Here is a 22849-nt window from a genome sequence, read left to right as displayed (position 1 = left end):
ATAGGAACATGGTTGTATAGACAAGTTCTTTTTTCTCGTCCGGTCACGTTTTCAAAAAACCTGTCGCAGAACCGCAACGGCCATGTTTTGGGGGACTGTCTGCGGAGTTATGCGCGCCAGATTTCAACCGGTGGCTGTGCGCCGATCATATAGCTGAGCATGGCCGGGGACGTGATGTCCCAGAGCGCAAGATCGGCGCGAAGGCCGATCGCCAGCATACCGCGATCACCAAGCCCAAGCGCGCGCGCGGCATTGCGGGTGACGCCCTGAAGCGTCTCCTCCGGCGTCAGGCCGAACAGCACAGCCGCCATATTCATCATCAACAACAGCGAGGTAGTGGGCGAGGTGCCGGGATTGCAGTCGGTCGCAACCGCCATGGCCACGCCATGACGGCGCATCAGCTCAACCGGCGGTTTGCGGGTTTCGTGCAGAAAATAAAACGCCCCCGGCAGCAACACCGCCACCGTCCCCGACGCACTCATACATTGCAAGGAGGGCTCCGATACAAATTCCAGATGATCGGCCGAGAGCGCGGTGAAATCGGCGGCAAGCCCCGCGCCGCCAAGGTCGCTCAACTGCTCGGCATGCAGTTTGACCGGCAGCCCGAGCGCCCGCGCCCGCTCAAAAATCAGCCGGGTCTCGTCAAGGCTGAAGCCAATGCCCTCGCAAAAGGCATCGACCGCATCCACCAGTCCCTCTGCCGCAAGCCCTGGCAGCATGTCATCGGCCACATGGCGCACATAACCCGCTCGGTCGCCCACATAGTCAGGCGGCACTGCATGCGCCCCGAGAAAAGTCGTCCTGACCTCGACCGGCAACGCGCGGCCAAGCGCCCGCGCCACCTGCAACATCTTGCGTTCGCTGGCAAAATCGAGTCCGTAGCCCGACTTGATCTCGATCGTCGTCACCCCTTCGGCCACCAGCCGCCGCGCCCGCTCAGTTGCGGATTGCAACAGGTCCTCCGCGCTGGCCGCCCGGGTCGCCCGCACCGTCGATAGAATGCCGCCGCCCGCCCGGGCGATTTCCTCATAGCTCGCACCCTGCAGACGCATTTCAAATTCCCGCGCGCGGTCGCCGCCGTAAACCAGATGGGTATGACAATCTATCAACCCCGGCGTCATCCAGCGCCCACCACAGTCCGTGATCTCCCGCGCCGTCCATTCAAAACACTCAAGCTCGGCCGCCGTTCCGACCCAGGCAATGCGGCCATCCACGACCGCAAGCGCCCCTTGCAAGATCGCGCCATAGGCTGCACCATTGTCGGTGACGGTGGCCAGATTGACGTTGGTCCACAGCCGGTCCCAGTTTTGATCTGTTTGATCCGTCATCATCCGCATCCACTCTTGTCAATAAGGCGCTCTGTATATACAAGTACAGGGATCATGACACAGAATACAACATACCAGTTCGATCTGGCACTTTTCCCGCATGGCTGGCAGCAGGATGCGCGCATCACTGTGGATGCTTCGGGCACTATTCTCGCCACTGCGGACGATGTCAAATATGCCGAGCATGTGCCCGGCGTCGCCATCCCCGGCATGCCCAACAGCCATAGCCACGCCTTTCAGCGCGCCATGGCCGGGCTGACCGAATATCGCGCCGCCGGACGCGACAATTTCTGGAGCTGGCGCGAGCGCATGTATGATTTCGCGCTCCGCCTCACCCCTGCGGACGCTACCGCCATTGCCGCTCAACTTTATGTGGAAATGCTCAAGGCGGGTTATACGACGGTGGCCGAATTCCATTATCTGCATCATGATCCGGCGGGCAAACCCTATGCCGATCGGAGCGTGATGGCCAAGGCCATTCTGGACGCGGCCCACAGCAGCGGAATCGGCCTGACGCTGTTGCCGACCCTATACATGACGTCGGATTTCGGCGGCCTACCTCCCACGGAAGGCCAGCGCCGCTTCATAAATTCAACCGACGCCTTTCTCGATCTTTACACAGACCTGACATCCGCGAACGGTCCGCAAACCCGGGTCGGCGTGGCGCTCCACAGCCTCCGCGCGGTCCCGCCCGAAGCCGTTCACACCATTGTTACCGCCGTCTCTGGCGACCCGAGTCTGCCGGTCCACATCCACGCCGCCGAGCAGATGCAGGAGGTCGAAGCCTGCCTCGCAACGCTCAAGGCGCGACCGGTGGAATGGCTGCTCGACAACACAAATCTCGGGCCGAACTGGTGCCTCATCCATGCCACCCATATGACCGCGGACGAAACCCGCAGGCTAGCCGCAAGCGGTGCCGTCGCCGCAGTCTGCCCCAGCACTGAAGGCAATCTGGGCGATGGGTTCTTCCCGCTCATCGACTATATGGCGGCGGACGGACAGCTGGCCATCGGCACCGACAGCCATATTTCCATCTCCCCGCCCGAGGAATTGCGCTGGCTTGAATATGCCCAGCGCCTGCAGACCCAATCGCGCAATGTCATGGCCACTGATCACATGCCGCATACCGGCGTCCGGCTCTGGACTGCGGCGCTTGAAGGCGGTGCCCGCGCTTCGGGGCGCCCTGTCGGAAAGCTTGCGCCCGGGCAGCGCGCGGATATTCTGGTGCTTGATCCGGACAGTCCGGCGCTGTGCGGTCTGCAGCAGGATCAGATCCTCGATGGGTTTGTTTTTTCGGGACAGCCAACGGCGCTGCGTCATGTTATGGCAGGCGGGCGCTGGGTGGTCCGGGACGGCCTCCATCGCGACGAAACGGACATTGCCGCGCGCTATCGGCAGACCATGAAAAAGCTGTTATCAGTGTAGGGCCATGACGCCACTTTATCAGCAGATCAAGAATCACATTCGCGAGCATATCGGCGCCGGAACCTGGGGGCCGGGGCAACGTGTGCCGTCGGAAAACGAACTCGTGCGCACGCTCGGGGCGTCGCGCATGACCGTCAACCGCGCGCTGCGCGAGATGACCGACGAAGGCATCCTCCATCGCGTCGCCGGTGTCGGCACCTTTGTCGCCGACCGCACGGCTTATGCCCATCCCCTGGAAGTGCGCAACATCGCCGAGGAAATCCGCGCCCGCGGCCATCAGCACAGCGCCCAGGTGGTGACCCTTGAAACCATGCGCGCCGGGGGCGAGCTTGCGGGGAATTTCGGCGTACCGCCGAAAACCAATCTGTTTCATTCCCTGATCCTCCATTCCGAAAACGGCGTGCCGCTGCAGATCGAAGACCGTTACGTCAATCCGGCCGTCGCGCCCGATTACATGTCGATCGATTTCGCCAAGACCACGCCCTATGAATATCTGGTGCGGGTGGCTCCGTTGCAGGAAGCCGAACATGTGTTGCGCGCGGTCATGCCGGGGGACTCCGTGCGCAAGCTTCTTGGCATGGCTGAGGGCGAACCGGCGCTTTTGCTGCTGCGACGCACCTGGTCGAACGGCGTTGTGACCTCCACCGTGCGGCTTTATTACCCCGGTTCCCGCTATGAACTTGCAGGCCGGTTCAATCCCTAACCGCGGGCGTCATTTCCGGTTATAATCCAGTTGCCAAACTGTCCCTTGCAAGCTATTTTCGGCTCATCTTGTATAGACAGGTATGTATAACATGACCGATCCCCTTCTTCGCGCCAATGCCCGCCCCATCCGCTCGCCGCGTGGGCCCGTGCTCACGGCCAAATCCTGGCTGACCGAAGCGCCCTTGCGCATGCTGATGAACAATCTCGATCCCGAGGTTGCCGAAAACCCGGACGAGCTTGTGGTCTATGGCGGCATCGGCCGCGCCGCCCGCAACTGGGAGTGCTTCGACCGCATCGTCGACAGCCTGCGTGCCCTTGGCGATGACGAGACCCTGCTTATTCAATCCGGCAAGCCGGTGGGCGTGTTCCGTACTCATCGGGACGCCCCGCGCGTATTGCTCGCCAATTCCAATCTGGTGCCCCATTGGGCGACCTGGGAGCATTTCTCCGAACTCGACCGCAAGGGCCTGATGATGTACGGCCAGATGACCGCCGGGTCCTGGATCTATATCGGCAGTCAGGGCATCGTGCAGGGCACTTATGAGACCTTCGTCGAAATGGGCCGCCAGCATTTTGGCGGCAATCTCGCCGGCAAATGGATCCTCACCGGCGGCCTCGGCGGCATGGGCGGGGCGCAACCCCTGGCCGCCACCATGGCCGGAGCCAGCATGATCGCCGTCGAATGCCAACCGAGCCGCATCGACAAGCGGCTTGAAACCCGCTACCTCGACCGTCGCGCCGACAGCCTCGATGAAGCGCTGGCCATGCTGGACGACGCCCATCAAAAGGGTCAGCCCATTTCGATCGGGCTTTTGGGCAATGCGGCGGAGATTTTCCCCGAGATCCTGAAGCGCGGCATCCGTCCCGACGCGGTGACCGACCAGACCTCGGCCCATGACCCGGTGAACGGCTATCTGCCGCGCGGCTGGACCATCGAGGACTGGTTCGAAAAACGTACACGCGACCCGGACACCGTGCGGGCCGCCGCCATGCAGTCCATGGCCGTGCAGGTCGAAGCCATGCTTGGCTTCGCCAAGCTCGGCATCCCGACCTTTGACTATGGCAACAACATCCGCCAGATGGCCGCCGAAACCGGGGTCACAAACGCCTTTGATTTCCCCGGCTTCGTTCCCGCCTATATCCGGCCGCTGTTCTGCCGCGGCATCGGGCCGTTCCGCTGGGTGGCGCTCTCCGGCGATCCGGAAGACATCGCGAAAACCGACGCCAAGGTCAAGGAACTGATTCCCGACGATCCCCATCTCCACCGCTGGCTCGACATGGCGGCCGAGCGCATCCAGTTTCAGGGTCTGCCCGCCCGCATCTGCTGGGTCGGTCTCGGGCAACGTCATCGCCTCGGCCTCGCCTTCAACGAGATGGTGGCGCGGGGCGAACTGAAAGCCCCCATCGTCATCGGCCGCGATCATCTTGATTCCGGATCGGTGGCAAGCCCCAACCGCGAAACCGAAGCCATGAAGGACGGCTCGGACGCCGTGTCCGACTGGCCGCTCTTGAACGCGCTTTTGAACACCGCAAGCGGCGCTACCTGGGTCTCGCTCCATCACGGCGGCGGCGTCGGCATGGGCTATTCCCAGCATTCCGGCGTGGTCATCGTCTGTGACGGCACCCCCGAAGCCGCCGAGCGGATCTCCCGCGTGTTGTGGAATGATCCCGCCACCGGTGTCATGCGCCATGCTGATGCGGGCTATGAGGACGCCATCGCCTGCGCCCGTGACCATCAGCTCAATCTACCGATGATCGGAGGGGTTAAATGATCACGCTCAACCCGGGTGAAGTCACCCTCGCCACCCTCCGCCGCATTTACGAAACGCCGGGCGAGATCGTCCTGCCTGCCGCCCATATGGCCCAGGTCGAAACCAGCCATGCCGCCATCGCCAGCATTCTGGCCGATGGCCATCCGGTTTACGGCATCAACACCGGCTTCGGCCTGCTGGCCCAGACCCAGATCGCCGATGACGAGCTTGAGGATCTGCAACGCAATCTCGTCATGTCCCATTGCACGGGTGTCGGCGCGCCCCTGTCTGATGCCGTCGTGCGCCTGATCCTCGCGCTCAAGGTCGTGAGCCTCGCGCGCGGCTATTCGGGGGTCAGTCCGGCCACGGTCACCGCCCTTATCACGCTCTACAATCATGAGGTTTACCCGCTCATCCCATCCAAGGGATCGGTCGGCGCGTCCGGCGACCTCGCCCCGCTCGCGCATATGAGCGCTACCCTTCTCGGCATCGGCAGCGTGCGCCATAAAGGCTTTGAGCTACCCGCATCCGAAGGGCTGAAGCTTGCCGGTCTCACACCCATGACCCTTGCCCCCAAGGAAGGGCTCGCCCTCATCAATGGCACGCAGGTGTCCACGGCACTCGCGCTTGCCGGTCTGTTTGCCACCGAAAACCTGTTCGCCGCCGCCGTCGTCGCCGGAGCCATGAGCGTCGATGCCCTCAAAGGCAGCGACTTGCCGTTCGACCCGCGTATTCAGGCGGTGCGCGGCCACCGTGGGCAGATCGATGTGGCGGCAAGCTATCGCCGCCTGCTGACAGGCAGCCGCATCCGCGCGTCGCACGTGGATTGTCCCCGCGTGCAGGACCCCTATTCGCTGCGCTGCCAGCCGCAGGTCATGGGGGCCTGTCTCGACAGCATCCGCCATGCCGCCCGCGTGCTTGAAATCGAAGCGAACGCGGTCACCGACAACCCGTTGCTGTTCACTGATACCAATGAAGCCATCTCGGGCGGCAATTTCCACGCCGAGCCGGTGGCCTTCGTCGCCGATTTCCTCGCCCTCAGCATTGCCGAGATCGCCAATATCTCGGAACGCCGCCTGTCCATTCTGGTCGACCCGAAAATGAGCGGCCTGCCCGCCTTCCTGGTCGAAAAAAGCGGCGTCAATTCCGGCTTCATGATCGCCCAGGTGACGGCGGCGGCGCTCGCGTCCGAAAATAAGACTCTGGCCCATCCGGCAAGCGTCGACACCATCCCGACCTCGGCCAATCAGGAAGATCACGTCAGCATGGCGACCTTCGCCGCCAGGCGACTGGGCGACATGTGCGAAAACAGCGCCACCGTCATCGGCATTGAACTGATCGCCGCCGCGCAAGGCATCGACTTCCATCGCCCCCTGACCTCCTCCCCCATCCTCGAAACCATCCATGGGGAAATCCGCGCCGAGGTCACCCATTACGATCGCGACCGCTATTTCAAACCAGATATCGATGCCGCCCGGCTGCTTGTGGAAAGCGGCCTGTACCTCAAATATATGGACGGACTGCTGCCGTCCATCGAGAGCAAACCATGACCCCGCTGTTCGAATTTGAAGCGGGGACCGAGCCGCTCCTCATTAGCATTCCCCACGCCGGGACGGACCTCACGCCGGGCCTCGCCGCCCGGCTCACGCCCACGGCCCGCGCACTGCCCGATACCGACTGGTTTGTGGACCGGCTTTATACAGTCGCGCGCGAGCTTGGCGCCTCTATCCTCAAAGCCAATTACGCCCGGGTCGTGGTCGATCTCAACCGCCCGGCCGACGGCGCGAGCCTCTATCCCGGCCAGCGCGAAACCGGCCTTTGTCCCGTGATCAATTTCGATGGCACGCCGCTCTATCTCCCGGGTGCTGAGCCGGACGCCGCCGAATGCGCCAACCGCCTAACCACCTATTGGCAGCCCTATCACGACAAGATCGCGGAGACACTTGCCGGACTCAAGGCCTCCCATGGCCGCGCGATCCTGTGGGATGCTCATTCCATCCGCAGCGAAGTACCCGGACTGTTCGAGGGACGCCTGCCCGATTTCAATCTTGGCACCGGGAACGGCAGTTCCTGTCCACAAGCCCTCGCCGCACGGCTTTTGGCCGTGGCACAATCCGCGAAAGGCTATAGCGCGGTCCTGAACGGCCGCTTCAAAGGCGGGCATATCACCCGCCATTACGGCCAGCCGGAAAGCGGCATCATCGCCGTTCAGCTGGAGCTGGCGCAGTCGACCTATATGACCGAGACCGCCCCCCACGACTGGCTTGACGACCGGGCAAAGACAACGCAAAGCGTCATCCGCAGGCTTCTTGAAACCGTTCTCAAGTCCGGCCTCTGACCTTAACCCTCACGACCAGCGATTGGGATCGGTCAGCGGCTCCGCCAGTTCGCGTGCGCCGGGCACGCGGCTGTCCGGGAAGCTTGTGGTCTGCCGTTCGATCATGCGATGCACCAGCGGCCGCTCGGGCCCCAGATGGAGCGCATAGAGGCGGTCGGTGATACTGGCGTCGGCCTGGGTCATGCGGCTGTTGTGGCGCACATAGTCAAGCCAGGTGGGCGAGCGATAACGCTCGATCCACAATTCAGGATTGGCCAGATCGCGCAACAGCGTCCAGTCGCGCGCGCCATCGCGCAAGCGCACCCGGCGGCGTTCCGTCATGATGCGCAAGAACTCGGGGATATCCGTTTCGCGGATCAGAAATTCGATGCTGACCACCACCGGGCCGCTCCGTGGCTCGATCCGGACGGCGGTTTCCGGTTCCTTCCAGCGCCGCAACGGATCAAGATTGATGTCGAGCGTATCCGGCAGCCGCAACCAGAACCCGAGCAACACGCAAATCAACTGCACAAAGGCCGCCACATATAGCGCAATGGCCACGCCATAATCACCGGCAATCAGACCCCAGATCCAGCTGCCCAGCGCCATGCCGCCAAAAGCCGCCATCTGATAGAGCGACAGCGACCGCGCCACGACCCAGCGCGGCGCCGACATCTGCACCGTCACATTGAAGGTCGCAAGCGCCAGCACCCAGCCCGCCCCGGCCAGAAGCAAAGCCACCATGGTCAGCACCAGATGCGAGCTAACTCCCGTAACCACGCAGGCGGCCAAAAACCCGATGGAAGCCGAGCGCACGATGATTTCATTGTTCATAAACTGCCGCAGGCGCGCGCTGCCGAGCGCCCCGGCCACAGCGCCAACCCCGAACGCCCCAAGCAGCAGGCCATAGGTCAAAGGCCCGCCCGCCACCAGATCGCGGGCCACAAGCGGCATCAGCGCCATGGCCGAAATCGCCGAAAAACCAAACACCGCACTGCGTAACAAAACCACCCGGATGCTCGGCGACATGGCCACATAGCGGATCCCCGACGCCATAGCCATGCCAAGCGGTTCCCGCGGCAAGCCGGGCGGCTGTTTCTCGGGCCGCCAGCGCATGAGCACGATGATCAATCCAAGGTAGCTCACGGCATTGATGGCAAAGGCGGCAGCCACCCCGAAGGCCGCCACGATCGCGCCGCCAAGCGCCGGGCCAAGGCTGCGGGCCAGATTGAAGCCCATGCTGTTGAGCGCCACAGCACCCGGCAACGCGGAACGCGGCACCATATCGCCGACCGAGGCCTGCCAGGCCGGGCCGTTAAAGGCCATGCCGCAGCCGATCAGAAACGTAAATGACAGCAAAAGCCACGGCGTGATCAGCCCGAACCAGGCCGAAATCGTCAGCACCACCGAAGTCAGCAGCATGAAAATCTGCGCCCAGATCATCACCATACGGCGGTCGCCACCATCGGCCGCCGCTCCGGCCACCAAAGACAACAACATGATGGGCAAGGTGACCGACGCCTGCACCAAAGCCACCATATGGGCCGAGCTGGTGATGGAGGTCATCATCCAGGACGCGCCCACCGACTGAATAAGCCCGCCGAGATTGGACGCCATGCTGGCGAGCCACACCGCCCGGAACACCGGATGCCCAAGCGGCCCAAGAGCTGTCGGGGGAGAGTCGTCTTTTTGCGGCGCTGATGACGGACCGATCATAAAAGATCGATGCCGCCATTACGCCCTTTGGTCAAGCCAATTTTCAGACCGCCGCAGATTTGTCTCCGGCCCACTTCCCATGGAGCAGCCGGTATAAAACCGGCAGCACCACAAGAGTCAGGATGGTCGAGGACAGAATGCCACCAATCACCACCGTGGCAAGCGGCCGCTGCACCTCGCTGCCGACCCCAAGATTGAAGGCCATGGGCACAAACCCAAGGCTCGCCACCAGCGCCGTCATCAGCACCGGACGCAAGCGCCCCATGGCCCCGCGGAAAATCGCCTGATCGAGATCAAGGCCTTCATCACGCAATCTGCGAATGAAAGACAGCATGACCACCCCATTCAAAACAGCAACGCCCGAAAGCGCAATGAACCCGACCCCCGCCGAGATAGAGAAGGGAATATCCCTGAGCCACAACGCCACCACGCCACCGGTGAGCGCAAGCGGCACACCTGAAAACACGATGACCGCATCCCGCACCGAGCCATAAAGCGAAAACAGCAACCCGAAAATCAACAGGAGGGACAGCGGCACCACAATCTGCAGCCGTTCGCTGGCCGACATCATCTGTTCAAACGTGCCGCCATAACCGAGCCAATACCCCGGCGGCAGTTCGACCCGATCGCGCACCACCGTCTGCACTTCAGTGACAAAAGACCCAAGATCGCGGCCCCGCACATTGGCGGTGATAACGACCCGGCGCTTTCCGTTCTCGCGGCTGATCTGATTGGGCCCGAGCCCGATCTCCACCTTGGCCACCTCCATAAGCGGCACCGACGACAGACCTTCGGCATCCCCCGCGCTCACCCGATCCGGAAGCGGAATTGGCAGCCTACGGATAGCATCAAGATCGCTGCGCAAAATCTCCGGCAGGCGCACCACGAGATCGAACCGGCGATCGCCTTCGAAAATCTGACCGGCCACGCGCCCGCCAAGTGTGGTCGCGATCACATCCTGCACGTCGGCGACACTCAGCCCATAACGCGATAAAGCATCACGGTCCGGATTGATCGACAGAACCGGAAGCCCCGTGACCTGTTCAACCTTGACGTCTGCCGCCCCGGGAATGCCCGCCACCAGCTGTTCCACCCGTTGTCCGATGGCCAGAAGCTCATCAAGATCATCGCCGAAAAGCTTGACCGCCACATCGCTCCGCACCCCGGAAATCAGTTCGTTGAAGCGCATCTGGATGGGCTGAGTGAATTCATAATTGGTGCCCGGCAATTGTTCGATGGCGGCTTCGATTTCACTGACCAGTTGCGCTTTGGGTTTTCGCCGATTGGGCCACTCGTTGCGCGGCTTCATGATCACATAGGTGTCGGCCACAGACGGCGGCATGGGGTCGGTGGCCACCTCCGCCGTGCCCAGACGAGCGAACACGCGATCGACTTCCGGGAACGCCCCGATCCGCCGTTCCAGGGCGGTCTGCATCTCGATCGCCTGGGTCAGGCTGGTGCCCGGAATGCGCATGGCATGCAAGGCCACATCGCCTTCATCCAGATTGGGAATGAATTCGGACCCAAGCCGGGTGGCAAGACCGCCGCACAACACCATCACCGCGCAAGCGCAAGCGATGACCAGCCCGCGCCGCCGCAAGGCCCAGCCGAGCACCGGCTGATAAAGCGACGCCGCCCCGCGCATGATGCAGTTGTCCTTTTCCTCCACTTTACCGGTGACGAACAGGGCCACCGCCGCCGGCACAAAAGTCAGCGACAGCAGAAGCGCTGCCATCAGCGCCATCACCACGGTAAAGGCCATGGGATGGAACATCTTGCCCTCGACCCCGGTGAGGGCAAAGATCGGCACATAGACAATAGCAATGATGAGCACGCCGAAAATGCTCGGCTGGATCACCTCGCGGGTGGCGGAGGCGGCGAGCGCGAAGCGTTCCTCCCGACTGAGCAGCCCACCCTTGCGATGCTGCGCCTCACCAAACCGACGCAAACAGTTTTCAATAATGATGACCGCGCCGTCGACGATCAGCCCGAAATCAAGCGCCCCGAGACTCATGAGATTGCCCGACACCCGGTTCGCCACCATGCCGCTCACCGTCATCAGCATCGCAAGTGGAATGACCGCCGCCGTAATCAGCGCCGCGCGAAAATTCCCCAGCAGCAGAAACAGCACTGCAACAACCAGAAGCGCGCCTTCAAGAAGATTCTTCCGCACCGTCTCGATGGTCCGGTCCACAAGCATGGTGCGATCATAAACCACGCGGGCGATAACACCTTCGGGCAGGCTTTTATTGATCGCCTCGAACCGCGCCGCCACCGTCTTCGCCACCGTGCGGCTGTTTTCGCCGATCAGCATGATGACGGTGCCAAGCACCACTTCGCGGCCGTTTTCGGTGGCCGCGCCGTCGCGTAATTCCTGCCCCAGGGCCACATCGGCCACGTCGGCGACGCGGATGAACACCCCATGATTTTCGGCCACGATGATCTTGCGCAGATCCTCGACCGTTTTCGCCTGCCCCGGCACACGGATAAGATATTGTTCGCCGTTGCGCTCGATATAGCCCGCGCCCACATTAGCGTTGTTGCGTTCAAGGGCGGTCACCAGATCCGCAAGTGTCAGCCGATAGGCCGCGAGTTTCTCGGGCCAGGGCAGCACGTGATATTGCTGCTCATAACCGCCGATGGTGTTGACCTCGGTCACCCCGGGCACCGTCCTGAGCTGTGGCTTGACCACCCAGTCATGGAGCGTGCGGAGGTCGGTGGGCGACCAGTCCTGGCCGTCAGCCTTGCGCGCGTCCGGCGCGGCCTCCACCGCATACATGAAGATTTCGCCAAGGCCGGTGGCGATCGGCCCCATGTCGGGATTGAGCCCGGGCGGCAGCTGATTTTTCGCCGTTTGCAGGCGTTCACTGACCAGTTGCCGGGCGAAATAGATGTCGGTGCCGTCCTTGAACACCACCGTCACCTGCGACAACCCATAGCGTGAGATCGAACGCGTATAATCAAGCCCCGGCAATCCGGAAATCGCCGTCTCCACCGCATAGGTCACGCGCTGTTCGGCTTCAAGCGGCGAATAGCCCGGAGCTTCGGTATTGATCTGCACCTGCACATTGGTGATGTCAGGCACGGCATCGATGGCCAGACGGGAGAAATTATAAATGCCCAGGGCCGCGAGCCCGAGCACGACGGCCAGCACCATGACGCGCTGGCGGATAGAAAACTCTATGATGCGATCAAGCATGGCAGCTCTCCTCAATGGTCATGGCCGGCACCGGCTTTTTCGATGTCGGCCTTGATGAGGAAACTGTTCCGGATCACATAGTCCTGCCCCGCCGTAAGGCCCGAGAGCACCTCGACCCAGTCCCGCGACTGCCGCCCGAGCGTGAGTTTTTGCGCCTTATAAACATCGCCCTCACGCACGAACACCACGTCACCGCCGCGAAAATATTGCAAGGCCGTGCGCCGCACCGCGAGCGGCACTTCGGTTTTCGCCACCACCACGGCGGCCTGCACCGCCATGCCCGGCAGCCAGCGTCCGTCCTCGTTGGGCAACCCCACCCGGGCGACCAGGGTCTGGGTCGCCGCCTCGGCCATGGGCAGGAAGCTTGCGATATGGCTTTCGCTGCTCATGTGACCATCGAGACTGCGCACCGTCACCGGCTGACCGTCGCGAATATGCCCGAGATCGCCGGGAAACACATGCAACTGGGCCTGCACACGACGGAGATCGCCGATCACGTAAAGCGCGCCCTCCCCGGCCACATCGCCCACATTGGTGCGCCGCTCCAGCACCACCCCGGTCATGGGCGCGGTCACCACATAGGTCTGCAGGCTCTGGCTGCTTTCCACAAACGCGAGGATTTCCCCGGCCCGCACCTTGTCGCCCACGGTCTTGGTCAGTTTTTTGACCGGCCCTGCATAATGCGCTCGCACGTCGGCCCGCGCCGAAGGCACGAAATCAACCCGGCCGAGCAGATCGACGCTGGTCACCAGATCCGCCGGTCCCACAGCCTCGACCACCACCCCGGACTCGGCAGCCATGGCGGCGAGGATAGTTGTCTCTGTTTTCGCCTCCACATGCTCGGCATCATCTTTATGGTCGTTTTTGTGATCCGCTTCGGAATTGCATCCGGCAAGCCCGAGGCTCAGCAAGGTGACCGAGAGAAGCATCTTCACTGTATGGGTCATGGTTCTATCCTTCAGTCCTGGCTGTCGCGCGCCGTCAGGCGGTCAAGGGTTGCCCGCGCCGCGAGGGCCTGTTTCAGGCTGTCGAGGATCTGCCCCTCCACCTCCTGCAACGCGCGCTGGGCATCGAGCACCTGGAGATAATTGAAAAGCCCGCGGTCATACCCTTCCCGGGCCAGTTGCAACGCCCGCCGCGCCTGCGGCCGCGCCTTGTCCTCAAGAATTTTCCGGTCAGCCGCCGCCGTCTCCCACAGCGCCCGCGCCTCAAGCGCGAGCCGCAGAAGATCGCGTTCGGCCTGGATGCGGGTCTGTTCGGCCCGCGTGATCTCCTGCCGCGCCCGCTCGATGCCGCCCTGATTACGGTCAAACAGCGGCAGCGGCAGCGCCACCCCGAGGACAAAAGCCGTCGCCCCGCTATCGGCAAAATCGCGAAACCCGACATTGACCCGCGGGTCCGGCACGGCCTGAGCCTGTTCGAGCGTCATGGCCGAGCGGCCTTTGGCTATGCTCGCTTCATGCTGTTGGAGATCGGGGAGATCGCGCAAACCCGCACGCAGGGTTTCGATCCTAGGCGGTGGCGAAGCATCGGTCAGCACCCGGCGATCGAGCCTGACGTCCGCGTCCTCGATCCCGGTCATGAGGGCGAGGTAGCGCCGCGCCGACCTGAGCTCCCGTTCGGCCTGCCCCTCGGTTATAGCCGCCGTGGTGCGGGCAAGTTCGGCCTTGCTGTCTTCAAGCAGCGGATCGCGCGCCGCCCGTACATAACGCTGCACCGTCGCCGCCACATCATTGGCCAGGGCCATCTGTGCCCGGGCGAGCGTGAGCCGCTCCTCGGCCGCCAGCACCTCGCCGTAAGCGAGCGTGACATCGCGGCGGAGATCAAGCGCTTCCCGCGCCCGGTCGACTTCCGCCAGCCTGCGGTCGCCCGCAGCCACCGCCCGCCGCGCCGCCCGCTTGCCGCCAAGCTCGATGGTCTGGGTGAGACTCGCCGTGGTCTCGACGGCGCGAAGCCCGCCATAGCCCGCCCGCCCGGCGAAATTCTCAAGATTAAGGGAGACTTCCGGATTGGGCCGCGCCGCCGCCTGACGTTCGGCCCCGGCGCTCGCCCGTACGGCAGCGTCCTGCGCCTGAAGACGCGGCGAGATATCAAGCGCGGCCTTGAGCGCCGCCTCCAGAGTCAGAACAGAATGCGGCTCCGCCATAACCGGCGCAAAGCCACCGAGCGGCAGCGCGAACGCCACCAGCAACAGTTTCAATTTCATGTCAAAAAAATCCGTCGAACAGATCGGAACGGCTGACGTCAGGTCAGAGCGTCAGCAATAATCAAGGCTTACGTTCAGATCGTCGCGGGCGGTTTGATGGCCGGGTCGATAGCACGACCGGGCAGGCCTGCCGTGACGGTGGCAAGATAGGCCGGAATCATATGGGAAGACGTTGAAACCCCCGGCTCGCCATCGCTCCGGCAGGACAGATGGCTATGGCAGCCGTGATGGGCAAGATGGGACGGCTCGGCAGTATCATGATGCTTGGCGTCATGGTCATGGCCGACGCCGAGCATCGTGACCGCGCCATCAAAATTCGCATCGGCGTGGGCGTCCGTCATCATGCCGCCCCATAGCAGGGTCACGGCCAGCGACAGCAACAACAGACATTTGCCAAGCGTTCTCATCATGGCCGGACCTTAGCGGCAATGCCGGGCCGGGGTCAAGTCGGCCCCCCCTGCCTGTCGCTTTCTAAGCCTTTTTACCGGACAACATACGCAGCACCAGATAACCGCTGACGCCCGACACAATCGAGCCCACCAACACCCCGAGACGGACCTCATTGGCCGCCTCGAGGCTTGTATAAGCGAGACCGCCGATAAACAGGCTCATGGTGAAGCCGATCCCGGTCAGGATCGACATGCCGAACAATTGCGACCACTCCACGGCTTCGGGCTTGCGCACCGAGAACAGCCCGATACAGATAAAAAGCCCCAGCATGATGCCGACCGGCTTGCCGAGGATCAGACCGAGCGCGATTCCAAGCGGAATGCTCGCGAACAGATCCTGAAGCGTCAGCCCAAGCAGCGGCAGACCGGCGTTCACGAAGGCAAAAAGCGGCAGAATCCCATAAGCAACCCAGGGGTGAAGCATTTTTTCAAGCACCCGGGCCGGACTGTTGCCGCGCAGATTGGTGGCCCGAAGCGGAATGGCAAAGGCGATGGCCACCCCGGCCAGCGTCGCATGGACGCCCGAATTCAGAACACAGACCCACAGGAACGCCCCAAGCAGAAGATAGGGGGCGAGCGCCACCACACCGCGCCGGTTCATCACATAAAGCCCGATAAGCGCCGCCGCCGATAGCACCAGCGACAGAACCGACAGGCTCGAGGTGTAAAAAATCGCAATAATGACGATCGCGCCCAGATCATCAATGACCGCGACCGAGGTCAGCAGCACCTTAAGCGACACCGGCACGCGGTCGCCGAGCAACAGCATGACGCCGAGGGCAAAGGCGATATCGGTGGCCGAGGGAATGGCCCAACCCCGCGCAAGCGCCGGATCCTGATGATTGAACGCCAGAAACACCAGCGCCGGCACCACCATGCCGCCGATCGCCGCCACCACCGGCAGGACGATCTGATCGCGGCTGGCCAGATGCCCTTCAAGCACTTCGCGTTTGAGTTCAAGCCCGACGAGCAAAAAGAAAATCGCCATCAGGCCGTCATTGATCCAGAACAGAACCGGCTTCGACAGCCCCGCCGTTCCAAGCGCAATGGTGAACGGCACCTCAAGAAAATAATCGTAAAATGAGGCCAGGGACGAATTCTTGATGACGATGGCCAGCACCGCCGTCAGCATCAGAATAATGCCGCCTGCGGCTTCGAATTTCAAAAACTCACGCAGTCTCGTGACCGCCATCCCCGAATTCCTTCTTTGATCTTGGGCTCTGTCGCAGGCTCAGTAGTCTTCTTTCCAGCGCACGCCGACGCTGCTGTTGTCAGCAGCGCCCACTCCGGCTTCGACCTGAAGCTTGCGGGTGACATCATAACGTACCGTGGCTTTACTTTCACCGGTGCTGGTGTCGGTGGTGACTTCAAGATAGATGTCGCGGGTCAGATATTTGCCCCCTGTCACCGCAGTGCCCATCCCTTCGGCTTCGTTCGATCCGACGCTCAGGCGATCGAGGCCGAGAATGCCGCGCGCCTTGCCGAAGACATCAAAGCCACCGCCCGACGCAAGGCTTGTGACCGCGCTTGCAAGCTGCACCGCCTCAAGCGCCGACAGTTTCTGCACCGAGGTGCCGAACAACACCCGCGACAGAACTTCATCCTGCGGCAAGGTAGGGGTCGAGCTCAGGTTAAGTTCCGGCCGCGACAACGGTCCCGTCAGAGTCAGCTTGGCGGTGATATCGGTCGAGGCATATTCCGCCTTCACATTCATCGTCGGATCGATCTTGCCGCCACCGTCAAAGCGCAAGGTGCCCGAGGTCAGCGTGAAATCCTTGCCGGCAAAACTGAATGTTCCATGCACGAGCTGCACGGTGCCGCGAATATCCGGCACTTCGGCCGAGCCGCCCACCGTGAGATCACCGCCCCATTCGGAATCGAGCCCGCGTCCGCGCACAAACATCCGGCGCGGCGCCGTGACCTTCAGATCGAAGGCACTCAGGGCCGCGATCTTGGGCGCTTGCGGCGCGACAATGGCGGTCTCGTCGCCGCCCGGCTTGTTGATCTCCCGCACCTTGAGCGTGGTGATTTCCCGGGGCAGGCGATCATTCAATCCGGCTTCAATGCGATCGATTGTGAGATTGCCCTTGAGCACGGCTTCGCTCGCGTCGCGCTTATAGATGGCAGTGCCCGAAACCTCGGCCCGCACCCCGTCCATATTGACGATGCGCGCCGATTTTAGCGTGCTATTGATCTGGCCCACCGGCAGCCAATCCTGATCGAGGGCAAAGCGCCCCTCGGCCTTGACCGTGCCGCCTTCGCCATCATCGCCCGCAAGCGACGTCAGTGTGATGACATTGCCGTCAAGCCCGACCGCGACGGCAAGATGTTCAAGCACGGTGCCGAAGCCGAGCTGCTCATAACGTCCGTCCGTCAGGGTGGCGCGACCGCTCAGGTGCGGATTGTCAAAGCTCTGGGCCAGCGCCAGATCAGCCTTCAGACGGCCTTCAAGCTGATCGTCAATAGGCGGCAGAAAGGCCATCAGCGACTGCACCGGACCATCCCAGCGGAAGCGGGCGGCAACCTCGCTCGTATGGTCGAGCGCGAGGCTCGGGCGCAGCACGGTATCCTTATCCAGACTGCGGGTGACCTTAAGGGGAATATCTCCGCTCAAAGACCCCGTGAGCCCCTTGCCGACAATATCGCCATTCAATTGCAGTCGCGCTGCCGACTCCGCCGCCGCCCCGCTCAGGGCCCCCTTCAGGGCAAGCGTAAAGCTCGGCACATTCTGGGCTTCGACATCATCGACCTTGAGCGTCATATCAAGCTGCCCCAGCGGCGCAGCGGCGTCGAGCTTCAGGGATGCTGTGCCGGTCAGGGTGCCGTCAAACGGCGGCAGGCCGAGCACCAGCGGAATGATGGCGATATTGACCGCCTCAGCCTCAAGCTGCCCGCGCAGACTGTCCGCCGTGGTTTCATAATCAAGCCCGAGCCGCCCGCCGCCATAATGCAGCGACAGTGGCCCAAGCCTGTCGCCCGCCGCCGTCGACAGATACTGCGCCGGCGCATCAAGCGTGAGCGGCTTGCCCACCAGCTGCCCGGCAAGCTTGTTCAGAACCACCGCCGTGTCTTTTTCGCCAAGCCGCACGCTGCCCGCGCCATCGAGCAGAAGCGAGCCGTAATAATCACCCGCGACCTTGAGCGTCCAATCGAGATTGCCCGCACCGGTGCTGTTGTCAGCCTCGGCGGTGGCGCGGCGGTCGCCGATAACGAAACTGAAATTATCCAGCGACAGCCCCGACGACTGATAGCCCTGCAAGCGCAACTGCCCGCGCGCCGAGGCCAGGGCCGTGGTCTTGAGCAAGCCGCCATCGGTGACGATGCGCAGCCGGGCATCAAGCTGATCGGCAGTCACCGCCTCGCGGTCCGCGAGCACAGTGGCCATGTTGCGCCCCTTGACGCTCAGTTGCATCAGCTGACGCGGCGCCTCCGGCGTGCCGCGCCCGGCGAGTTTCAGCGTCAGCGAAAAAGCGCCCTGAGCTTCGAGATCGAGACCGCGTTCAAGCACCCGCATATCGCCTGACGTACCATCAAGCTCGCCGGTGACAACTCCGCTCCGGCGATCCAGCGCAAAATCACCGGTGAAGGTCGCCACCGGATTGTCGAACAGGATATCGCGGACAGCGAGATGATCGGCGTCCGTGGACTCAACCCTGAGCAGGCCGCGCATATATCCGGCCGGGCCGTCGCCGCGCAGCAGGAAACTGCCGTTCGGAGCGCCATTGATATCCTTGAGATCGAGATCGACCGTGAGATCGCGATAAAGAAATGGCCGCGACCCGAGGCGCGGCAACGACAGCTGAGCCCGCAGCGACGGCGAAGCTTTGCTGCCCCCGATATGAGCGGTCATCGTCGATTTCTCGTCAATGGGCATGCCGATCAATTTGGCCAGCGCCGCCGCGTCATGGGGCCGCGCTTCCACATTGGCCGAGAGCAGGCCCGCGGCATCCATGCTGCCCTCGCCACTCACGGTAAAGGCGTCCGAGGTCACCGTCAGACTGCCCTCCCCCCCAGCCTTGGTCGAGGTCACATGAGCCGCAAGATCAAGCACCCCGAGCGCCGCCAGTCCCTGCACATCCGGGCTTTCAAGCCCCTCCGCCCGGCCCTTCAGCGTGAGGGTGAACTGATCGCCCGCAGTCTTGCCGCTGGCATCCATTGTCACCCGGCCGCCATATTGCCCGCCGGTGATGCGCCCAAGATCATCGGCGCGAAGTTTCGCCTTGCCCTCAAGCTTGCCACCCGCCACGCCGTAGCTGCCATTGGCCGCGAGATTGAAGCCGGGCGCGACGATGCGCGCTTTGGCCAGCTGAAGATTTTGCTTGGCCCCGTCCCAACGGCCCTCGACCTCCCAGTTGCCCGGCCCACGCAGCCGCAAGGGCGTCTCGCCCTGCCGTCCAAATTCGCGGAAACCGCCTTTGCCGGTGAAACTGACTTTCCCGGCGTCCGGGTCCTGGCCCCAGGCAAGCGTCGCCCCGGCGGTCGCGGTAAAGGCTTTGATCGCCATATCCTTGGTGCCCATATGGTCGAAGCTTGCGGTCACCTCCTGAAGCCGCGCCCGCTGCCCCTCAAGCAGTACCCTGCCGCGCAGATGGCCCCGTTCGACCCCAAAATCGCCGACCTTGAAGGCCTTGCCCGCAAGCGTCGCCTCAAGGGCAAAGTTTTTCCAGGGGTCCTCGCCGTCAACGGCAAGCACCAGCCCCTGATCGTTGCTGACCGTGGCCTGCGCCGTCGCGAGCAACCGATCCCGCACGGCAAGCCGTCCGGCAAGGACAATGGGCCCGGCCACATGCGCGGACAGATCGCCGGACAGCCCGAGCGCCGCGACGAACGACGGTTGCAGCTTCAGCTGTCCCTTGATGGCAAGATCGCGATCCTCGTCCGCATCATGTTTGCGTTTCTTGCGCGGCTTGTCCTTGGCAGCAGGCGGCTCCACGGCGGTGAGCGAGAGTTTGCCCGTCGCCACATTGCCCGCATCGAGATCAAGCTTGCCGCTCCATTGTTCCGGCGGCCCCGCACCGGCAAAGACAACCCGCAGCGGCGCCGGCCGGGTGCCGGTCACCCGCGCAAGCTCATGAGAAAGCCAACCGTCGGCCGGTGAATTGGCCGCCATATCAAGCAGAATGCGCCGCGCCGGTTCATTGACATCGGTGCGGATCGAAAGCGCCTCGGCCACCCCATCCGTGCGCACCGCATCAAGCCGCGCGAGCAACAACCCGTTCCGATATTGCGCCGCCCCGCTCAGCTTGCCGACCATGACATGGCTGCCGTCAGCATCGGCTGTTTTGAGTTCGAGCCGCTGAACCGTCAGTTCCTGCAAACGAATGGCCAGAAACGACCGTGGCCAGTCGATGCGGATCGGCGTTTCATCCTCATTCGGCGGTGACACCGGCAGGCGCTCCACCGTCAGACGCGGCAGAGTCACCGAGGTGATCTCAAGATCGCCATCAAGCAGCGCGCGAGCATGCCAGCGAATGGAAATTTCCGGAATCCGCGCCCAGACGCCACCGTCATCCGCAAGCGTCACACCGGTCAGAAGAAAGCTGTTCGTATCCGGAATCCGCAAGCGCTCGGCCCGCACGATCACCGGCGCCGAAGACAAGGCCCGCTCCATCACGAATTGCAAGAACTGCGGCGTCATCAACACCGCTGTCACGATCACCAGCACCAGCGCCCCGCCCGCCAGCAGAGCAACGCTCCCGACTGCGCGGCGAACGATGCCGCGCTTCGCCTTGGGCGGAGCCGCACTTGGGGGAGGAGTATTTTCGCTGTCGGTCATGGCTCCCGATCCTCAGAAACTTTGACCAAGGCTGATATAGATCTGGTAGCGGCTGTCGCTCGGCCGCCGGTTGAGCGGTACCGCGAAATCCACACGCACCGGCGCGAACGAGGTATAGTACCTGAGCCCGATCCCCGCTCCCCAAAAAAGCTTGTCGCTGAAATCCGGCAGCACGCTATTGCCCACAGTGCCCACATCGAGAAACGGCACAACGCCGATGTTATCGGTGACGCGGGCGCGGAATTCGACCGAGCCCTCCATCAGCGAGCGTCCGCCCATGGGCATATTGAGCACGTCCACAGGACCCGCCGCCTGATAGGCATAGCCGCGCACGCTGGCCCCGCCGCCCGCATAAAAGCGTTTGTTGGCCGGAATGCGTTCAAGCGATTCACCCGTGATGCTGCCAAGCTTGAAGCGCCCGGCCAACAGATAGCGGTTGCGCCGGTCGAAGGCCCAGTAACTGCTGCCAGCAAGCTCAACGATATTGAAATTAAGCAGCCCGCTTTCTTCCCCCACATAAGGCCGCAGGCTGAGCGACAGTTTTTGTCCCCGACGCGGGTCGAAAATATCATTGGTGCTGTCATAGGCAACCACGCCCTGAGCCCCGAGCAGGTAGTAATTGCGCTGGGTGAAGCCGTCATTGATACTGGAAAACTCAAGCGACGGCCCGACCTGCACGGTCCAGACCTTGGCCAATTTCCGCTTCACCGCCACCGAACTTATGATGTTGTAGCTTTTATAGGCATCGGTGGATTGGCGTTCAAACCCGCCGCCGAACAGCAACCATTGATTTCTCCGCTGGAAGCCCGGAACCTCATAAAGCGCGGTCACCGACTGCTCGATTTCCACCGCCTTGCCCTCGACCCGGAATTTTTCCCCGGCTCCGGCGAAATTGCGATGTTCCCAGAAGGCGTTGACCCCGAAGCCGTCACTGGATCCATAGGTCGCGCCGAAACCATAACTGCGCGGCTTGTCCTCGCTCAGATTAACCAGGATCGGCGCGCAGCCCAGCCGATCGGGGGTGCCGACCGCGGTCGAAATTCCGGAAAACAACAGGGTCTTCGACAGCTCCAGACGGAACTCATCCACCACCCGGCTGTCATAGACATCGCCAAACTTCCACGGCGCCAGACGACCGAGATAGCGATGCTCCACATTCGGCGCGCCGCTGAATTCCGGTTCGCCAAAGCAGGTCCGTGGCCCCGGCGTCACCTTGAGTGTCACATCCATGCTTTGCAGCGCATGATCGACGACGATATCTTGATCCTTCACAGCCGCGCGCGGATAACCGATCTGCGGCAGTCGCAGCAGAATCCGCTGCTCGGCTTCGACCACGCGCGCGCTTTGCGCCGGATCACCGACCTTGGGCAAGCGGCGGTCAAAGGACTGATGGATGGTCGCGGCCTCGCTTTTGGCCATGGCCGTCTCCGGCATGCCAAGAAGATCGACCTTGAAGGCAGTGATCTTATAGCGCGGCCCTTCCGTAACCCGCAGCGTCACCGCAAGCGGGCTTTTGCGCCGATCCATCAAGTAACTGATTCTGCTGCCATAATAACCCTGGGAGCGGAGGATTTCGGTGAGCGAGGTGATGTCGCGCTGAATCCAGGACCGCAGCTCGGCCTGAGCCCGCGCCGGTTTGCCGCGATTTTTGCGCAGCAACGAAATTTCCTGAAACAGCTCGGTGCCTTCACTGTCCTTCAGCCCGTCAATGGCAAAGCTATAGGGCACACCACGTGCGGTTTTCGGCTTGGCTTCCGGAGATTTCGCCTTCGGCTTCTGAGCAGGGGTGGGAGCGCTGTCGGTGCCCGCGTCAGACCCGCCATCATCCAAAAGATCATCATCCGTCGGCGGCAGACTTTGCTTGTCCTCTATGGTCTGGGCAAAGACCGGCATGGGCAAGACGCCGAATGACAACAACACCCCGAGACAAGCCGATCCAAAAACCGCTTTTCTTCCCCGACCTCGTGCCGACGTCAT

The 22849-nt window shown here is 62.6% G+C and carries 14 protein-coding genes; 5 read left to right on the top strand and 9 right to left on the bottom strand.

What is annotated here, in order from left to right:
* Positions 1–107: 107 nt before the first annotated feature.
* Positions 108–1328, bottom strand: coding sequence for an imidazolonepropionase (gene hutI, locus NYP16_RS00435; protein WP_274942134.1), 1221 nt, complete (start codon positions 1326–1328; stop codon positions 108–110).
* A gap of 54 nt (positions 1329–1382) precedes the next feature.
* Here hutI and NYP16_RS00430 point away from each other — a divergent pair, with 54 nt between their 5' ends.
* The 5 genes from NYP16_RS00430 (at position 1383) to hutG (ending at position 7547) form a co-directional block, all read left to right on the top strand.
* A complete protein-coding gene (locus tag NYP16_RS00430; RefSeq protein WP_274942133.1) occupies positions 1383–2753 on the top strand; it encodes a formimidoylglutamate deiminase in 1371 nt (456 codons plus the stop codon).
* Positions 2754–2757: 4 nt separating this feature from the next.
* Entirely contained in the window at positions 2758–3456 is a 699-nt protein-coding gene (gene hutC / locus NYP16_RS00425; protein WP_274942132.1) for a histidine utilization repressor, read from the top strand.
* A 91-nt stretch (positions 3457–3547) separates the two neighbouring features.
* The gene (gene hutU, locus NYP16_RS00420) at positions 3548–5230 is read left to right on the top strand and encodes a urocanate hydratase (RefSeq protein ID WP_274942131.1); all 1683 of its coding nucleotides are present in this window, start codon (positions 3548–3550) and stop codon (positions 5228–5230) included.
* Positions 5227–6759 (top strand): histidine ammonia-lyase, encoded by a 1533-nt coding sequence (hutH, locus tag NYP16_RS00415; RefSeq protein ID WP_274942130.1) that lies wholly within the window; start codon positions 5227–5229, stop codon positions 6757–6759. The genes hutU and hutH overlap by 4 nt, the downstream gene beginning before the upstream one ends.
* Positions 6756–7547, top strand: coding sequence for an N-formylglutamate deformylase (gene hutG / locus NYP16_RS00410; RefSeq protein WP_274942129.1), 792 nt, complete (start codon positions 6756–6758; stop codon positions 7545–7547). The genes hutH and hutG overlap by 4 nt, the downstream gene beginning before the upstream one ends.
* 9 nt (positions 7548–7556) lie before the next feature.
* Here hutG and NYP16_RS00405 read toward each other — a convergent pair whose 3' ends face one another.
* From NYP16_RS00405 to NYP16_RS00370, 8 genes are all read right to left on the bottom strand, one after another.
* Positions 7557–9242 (bottom strand): MFS transporter, encoded by a 1686-nt coding sequence (locus tag NYP16_RS00405; RefSeq protein ID WP_274942128.1) that lies wholly within the window; start codon positions 9240–9242, stop codon positions 7557–7559.
* Positions 9243–9285: 43 nt separating this feature from the next.
* Positions 9286–12441 carry an efflux RND transporter permease subunit gene (locus NYP16_RS00400; RefSeq protein WP_274942127.1) on the bottom strand — a complete coding sequence of 1052 codons (3156 nt, stop codon included), beginning with the start codon at positions 12439–12441 and terminating at the stop codon, positions 9286–9288.
* A gap of 11 nt (positions 12442–12452) precedes the next feature.
* On the bottom strand, positions 12453–13388 hold the full coding sequence (locus NYP16_RS00395) for an efflux RND transporter periplasmic adaptor subunit (RefSeq protein WP_274942126.1): 936 nt from the start codon (positions 13386–13388) through the stop codon (positions 12453–12455).
* A gap of 11 nt (positions 13389–13399) precedes the next feature.
* Positions 13400–14647 carry a TolC family protein gene (locus tag NYP16_RS00390; protein ID WP_274942125.1) on the bottom strand — a complete coding sequence of 416 codons (1248 nt, stop codon included), beginning with the start codon at positions 14645–14647 and terminating at the stop codon, positions 13400–13402.
* A gap of 74 nt (positions 14648–14721) precedes the next feature.
* Positions 14722–15057 (bottom strand): hypothetical protein, encoded by a 336-nt coding sequence (locus NYP16_RS00385; protein ID WP_274942124.1) that lies wholly within the window; start codon positions 15055–15057, stop codon positions 14722–14724.
* Positions 15058–15118: 61 nt separating this feature from the next.
* Positions 15119–16288: a Na+/H+ antiporter NhaA gene (nhaA, locus tag NYP16_RS00380; RefSeq protein ID WP_274942123.1), complete on the bottom strand. Its 1170-nt coding sequence runs from the start codon at positions 16286–16288 to the stop codon at positions 15119–15121.
* A 39-nt stretch (positions 16289–16327) separates the two neighbouring features.
* Entirely contained in the window at positions 16328–20872 is a 4545-nt protein-coding gene (locus NYP16_RS00375) for a translocation/assembly module TamB domain-containing protein (protein ID WP_274942122.1), read from the bottom strand.
* Positions 20873–20884: 12 nt separating this feature from the next.
* Positions 20885–22849 carry an autotransporter assembly complex protein TamA gene (locus tag NYP16_RS00370; RefSeq protein ID WP_274942121.1) on the bottom strand — a complete coding sequence of 655 codons (1965 nt, stop codon included), beginning with the start codon at positions 22847–22849 and terminating at the stop codon, positions 20885–20887.

The sequence above is a fragment of the Govania unica genome (assembly GCF_027920805.1).
Taxonomy (GTDB): domain Bacteria; phylum Pseudomonadota; class Alphaproteobacteria; order Sphingomonadales; family Govanellaceae; genus Govanella; species Govanella unica.
Note: the sequence above shows the minus strand (reverse complement) of the source record. Positions and strands in the feature narration are given on the sequence as shown.